Annotated in this window: 5 protein-coding genes; all 5 read left to right on the top strand. The window is 68.9% G+C overall.

Annotated features, from left to right (window positions below):
- On the top strand, positions 1–452 hold a 452-nt coding region (locus ACSNOG_RS32185), incomplete at its 5' end, for a molybdopterin dinucleotide binding domain-containing protein (RefSeq protein WP_436756242.1).
- Positions 453–518: 66 nt separating this feature from the next.
- On the top strand, positions 519–974 hold the full coding sequence (locus tag ACSNOG_RS32180) for a PaaI family thioesterase (protein ID WP_436756243.1): 456 nt from the start codon (positions 519–521) through the stop codon (positions 972–974).
- A gap of 96 nt (positions 975–1070) precedes the next feature.
- The gene (locus tag ACSNOG_RS32175; RefSeq protein ID WP_436756241.1) at positions 1071–1457 is read left to right on the top strand and encodes a hypothetical protein; all 387 of its coding nucleotides are present in this window, start codon (positions 1071–1073) and stop codon (positions 1455–1457) included.
- A 302-nt stretch (positions 1458–1759) separates the two neighbouring features.
- Complete coding sequence (locus tag ACSNOG_RS32170) at positions 1760–2995, top strand: branched-chain amino acid ABC transporter substrate-binding protein (RefSeq protein ID WP_436756240.1); 1236 nt, start codon at positions 1760–1762, stop codon at positions 2993–2995.
- Positions 2996–3142: 147 nt separating this feature from the next.
- Positions 3143–3336: ABC transporter permease subunit (locus ACSNOG_RS32165; RefSeq protein WP_436756239.1), on the top strand; the 194-nt coding region annotated here is incomplete at its 3' end.

Below are 3336 nucleotides of genomic sequence, written 5' to 3'. Positions count from 1 at the left end.
CCGTCGAGTACCCCCGCCTCCCCGAAGGCCGACTGCTCCTGCAGACCCTCCGCTCGCACGACCAGTACAACACCACCATCTACGGCCTCGACGACCGCTACCGCGGCATCAAGAACGGCCGCCGCGTCGTCCTCGTCAGCCCCGACGACGCCCGCGCACTCGACCTCGCCGACGGCTCCTACGCCGACCTCGTCAGCGAATGGACCGACGGCACCGAACGCCGCGCCCCCGGCTTCCGCGTCGTCCACTACCCCACCGCCCGCGGCTGCGCCGCCGCCTACTACCCCGAGACCAACGTCCTGATCCCGCTGGACCACACCGCCGACACCAGCAACACCCCCGCCAGCAAGTCCGTGGTCATCAGGATCGAGAAGGCGGAGCGGACGGCACGGGCCGAGCAGGCGGAGTACGCGACAGGGCAGGCGGGGCAGAAGGACGACCGGACCGGTTGACGGCGAGGCCGTTGAGCTGAAAAAACGTTCACACCACAACGGCCGAGGGTGATCGGAGCACGACGCATGGGCGAGCACGGCAAGACCACGTTCCCGCAGGAGGTCCTGGACCAGTGGGTCGGCAGCGGGCTCGACCTGCCCGCCCTCTTCTCCGCCGGGCACCTCGGCGAGCGCATGAGCGTGCGCGTCGTCGAGGCCTCCCCCGAGCGCGTGGTCGGCACCATGCCCGTCGAGGGCAACACCCAGCCGTACGGGCTGCTGCACGGCGGGGCCTCCGCCGTCCTCGCCGAGACCCTCGGCTCCGTCGGCGCCATGCTGCACGGCGGCCCCTCCCGGATCGCCGTCGGTGTCGACCTCAACTGCACCCACCACCGGGGCGTCCGCTCCGGGCTGGTGACCGGCGTCGCCACCCCCGTCCACCGCGGGCGCACCACCGCCACCTACGAGATCGTCGTCACCGACGAGCAGGACAAGCGCGTGTGCTCCGCGCGCCTCACCTGCGTCCTGCGCGACGCGGGCTGACACCACCGCGAGCCGCACGGATCCCTCGCCGGATCCCTCGCCGGATCCCTTGCCGGATGACTTCCCGGTGACGCGAACGCGCTCTACCTTCGCTCCATGCGGGCACACCGGCGCCGCCTGCCGGCCGGCGCATCGCTGCTGCTGACGGCCGCCCTTCTGGCCGGCTGCGGGGACTCCGCGGCCGGCCCCTCCCCACGCTCCCCCACGCCCGACTCACCCGTGCAGCTGTGCACCAAGCTCATCGCGTACTGGGCCGAGCAGGACCTGACCGGCGGCAAGGGCGCGGGGCTCGACTGGGAGCAGAAGGGCCTGTCCAACGAGCAGTTCGCCCTCTACGACGACATCGTGCAGGCGGCCCGCGGCGAACAGCGCGAGCACGGGACCGCCGCGGCCCTCGAACTGGTCCGCCGCCAGGCGCGGCAGCGCTGCGAGGCCGCGGGCGGGGCCACCCGCAGCTCGGAGAACTGGCGGCCTCCGACGTGACCGTAAGTGACTGCCGTGCGGTGCGAGAGGCGTAGCTCCGCCGGCAGAACCACGGCTCCCGGAGCCTCTCGGACCCCCTCCGGGCCTCCGACTCCTTAGTGGAACTGCACTATCCGGCTCCGCACTCGGGGGACAAATCACGATCCGCGAAGATCATTCGCTCAGAGCTGCTACACAAAATTCCCCAGAAGTGATCTGCGTCATAACAAGACAGTCACATCATGGACAGCACCTCTGCCCCCCGCCGCCGCACCCCCTTAGAGTCACGGCCAGTCACCGCCCCGCCGGGGAAAGGACACACCGTGCGCCACCGTCCCCTGCTCATCCTCACCAGCACCCTCGCCGCCGGCACCCTCACCCTGAGCGCCTGCGGCTCACGCGACGGCGGCAAGAACGACGACGAGAGCAGCGGCAAGCAGACCACCGTGGTGATCGGCATCGACGCCCCGCTGACCGGCTCCCTGTCCGCCCTCGGCCAGGGCATCAAGAACTCCGTCGACCTCGCCGCCCGCACCGCCAACAAGAACAAAGAAGTCCAGGGCATCACCTTCAAGACCGAAGCCCTGGACGACCAGGCCGTCCCCGCCTCCGGCCAGCAGAACGCCACCAAACTCGTCGGCGACAAAGCCGTCCTCGGCGTCGTCGGCCCCCTCAACTCCGGCGTCTCCCAGTCCATGCAGGGCGTCTTCGCCCGGGCCGACCTCACCCAGGTCTCCCCCGCCAACACCAGCCCCGAACTCAGCCAGGGCGACACCTGGCTCAAAGGCCAGAAGAAACGCCCCTTCAAAACCTACTTCCGCACCGCCACCACCGACATCATCCAAGGCCGCTTCGCCGCCCAGTACGCCCACAACGACGCCAAGAAGAAGAAAGTCTTCGTCGTCGACGACAAACAGACCTACGGCGTCGGCCTCGCCTCCATCTTCGCCCAGGAATTCAAACGCCTCGGCGGCGAAGTCGTCGGCACCGACCACATCACCGTCAAAGAGACCGACTTCTCCAGCGTCGCCAACAAAGTCAAGAACAGCGGCGCCGACATCGTCTACTACGGCGGCCAGTACCCCGAAGGCGGCCTCCTCTCCGACCAGGTGAAGAAGACCGGAGCCCGCATCCCCCTCATGGGCGGCGACGGCGTCTACGACCCCGCCTTCATCAAAGCCTCCAGCGAAAGCAACGACGGCGACCTCGGCACCTCCGTCGGCTACCCCGTCGAAGCCCTCGACTCCGCCAAAGCCTTCGTCCAGAACTACAAGGACGCCGGCTACAAAGACCCCTACGCCGCATACGGCGGCTACTCCTACGACGCCGCCTGGGCCATCGTCCAAGCCGTCAAGAAGGTCGTCACCGACAACAACGGCAAACTCCCCGCCGACGCCCGCGCCAAAGTCACCGAAGCCATGGGCAAGGTCTCCTTCGACGGCGTGACCGGCAAGGTCTCCTTCGACGAATACGGCGACACCACCAACAAGCAACTGACCGTCTACCAGGTCAAGGGCGACGCCTGGCAGTCCCTCAAGAGCGCCACCTTCAAGGACTGAACCGGCCTACGGGCCCCTCCCGGCCCCTCCAGGCCCCTCCCGGCCCTCAGCAGCCGAAAAGGCCCAGCGGAAACCGCACCCCGCGCGAGGACGCGTCCCACGCCCTCGCGCGGACCCACATCCGACACCCACATCGGAGGCCCAGCGGTGCACCAACTGCCGCAAACGCTGGTCAACGGTCTCGCCCTCGGTGCCCTCTACGGCCTCATCGCCATCGGGTACACCATGGTCTACGGCATCGTCCAGCTCATCAACTTCGCCCACGGCGAGATCGTCATGATCGGGGGCTTCGGCGCCCTCACCATCCACCTCTGGCTCCCCGCCGACACCCCCCTCTCCGC

This window comes from Streptomyces sp. URMC 124, from assembly GCF_051386455.1.
GTDB lineage: Bacteria > Actinomycetota > Actinomycetes > Streptomycetales > Streptomycetaceae > Streptomyces.
This window is presented reverse-complemented; position numbering and strand designations above follow the sequence as displayed.